2 protein-coding genes and 1 pseudogene are annotated in these 1526 nt (G+C 64.4%); all 3 read left to right on the forward strand.

Annotated elements, in window-relative coordinates; translation table 11 throughout:
* Window positions 1-107, forward strand: a pseudogene (locus OC610_RS29640) (ABC transporter ATP-binding protein); the annotation flags it as partial.
* Window positions 104-934: an ABC transporter permease gene (locus OC610_RS27185; RefSeq protein ID WP_264432479.1), complete on the forward strand. Its 831-nt coding sequence runs from the start codon at window positions 104-106 to the stop codon at window positions 932-934. The pseudogene OC610_RS29640 and the gene OC610_RS27185, both read left to right, overlap by 4 nt.
* 28 nt (window positions 935-962) lie before the next feature.
* Complete coding sequence (locus OC610_RS27190) at window positions 963-1490, forward strand: nitrous oxide reductase accessory protein NosL (RefSeq protein ID WP_264432482.1); 528 nt, start codon at window positions 963-965, stop codon at window positions 1488-1490.
* Window positions 1491-1526 lie beyond the last annotated feature (36 nt).

Genomic DNA, 1526 nt, shown 5'->3' on the forward strand with positions numbered 1-1526 from the left:
TGCTGGCCCAGGACGACCCGACGGACGTGGAGATCAAGCCTCCCTCGCTGGAAGATTTGTACCGCCACTACATGACCCGCGCGGCGACCGAGGAGGCCGGCCAATGAACCCGATCTGGAACATGGCCCGCAAGGAGCTCAGCGACGGCCTGCGCAACCGCTGGTTGCTGGCGATCAGCTTGTTGTTCGCGGTGCTGGCGATCGGCATCGCCTGGCTCGGCGCGGCGGCGTCCGGCCAATTGGGCTTCACCTCGGTGCCGGCGACGGTGGCGAGCCTGGCCAGCCTGGCGACATTCCTGATGCCGTTGATTGCCTTGCTGCTGGCCTATGACGCGATTGTCGGCGAGGACGAAAGCGGCACGTTGCTGCTGTTGCTGACGTATCCGCTGGGGCGTGGACAGTTGCTGCTGGGCAAGTTTGTCGGCCACGGGCTGATCCTGGCCCTGGCGACCCTGATTGGTTTCGGCTGCGCGATGTTGGCCATTGCCGTGCTGGTGGATGACGTCGAGCTGAGCCTGCTGCTCTGGGCCTTCGGTCGCTTCATGCTGTCCAGCACGCTGCTGGGTTGGGTGTTCCTCGGATTGGCGTATGTGCTGAGTTGCCTGTCGGCGGAGAAATCCACCGCGGCGGGGCTGGCGCTGGGCGTGTGGTTTTTCTTCGTGCTGGTGTTCGACTTGGCGCTGCTGGCATTGCTGGTGCTGAGCGAGGGCCGGTTCAGTCCGGACCTGCTGCCTTGGCTGTTGCTGTTGAACCCCACCGATGTGTATCGACTGATCAATGTGTCCGGGTTTGACGCGGCGTCCAGCGGGGCGGGCGTGTTGACGCTGGGCAGCGATTTGCCGGTTTCCGCGCCGCTGCTCTGGCTGTGCCTGGGATTGTGGTTGGGGGTGCCGTTGTGGCTGGCCTATCGGTTGTTCAATCGCCGATGCCCATGAGTTTCTGGTCTTGATGAGGAAGGACGTGATGAACAGGATGTATTTCAAGGCGAGCCGTGTCCTGGCCGGGGTGCTGGTGTGCCTGGCACTGGTGGCTTGCGACAAGGCTCAATCGCCGCCGGCTGCCCAGGCGGGACTGGCATTTCATCCCGGGGATGAATGCCATGTGTGTGGCATGGTCATCACCGATTTCCCCGGGCCCAAGGGCGCGGCGGTCGGTGCCGGCGGGACGAAGAAGTTCTGCTCCCCGGCGGAAATGCTTGGCTGGTGGCTGCAACCGGAAAACCACCGCGCCGACGTGAAGCTGTATGTCCACGACATGGGCCGCAGCCATTGGGACGCACCGGACGACGCCCACCTGATCGACGCCCGCACCGCCTACTTCGTGATCGGCTCCGGACTCAAGGGCGCCATGGGCGTGGTCCTGGCCTCCTTCTCCGACCTCGAGGCGGCACAAAGACTCGCCCACGATACCGGCGGCAAAGTCCTGCGCCTGGAAGACATCGACCAGGAGCTGCTGGGGCAGGCCGGGGCGATGTCATCGATGAGCCACTGACCGCTTTTGGGCGAAGGAACAACTCCGCCCTTGTGG

The organism is Pseudomonas agronomica (genome assembly GCF_025917275.1).
Taxonomy (GTDB): Bacteria; Pseudomonadota; Gammaproteobacteria; order Pseudomonadales; family Pseudomonadaceae; genus Aquipseudomonas; species Aquipseudomonas agronomica.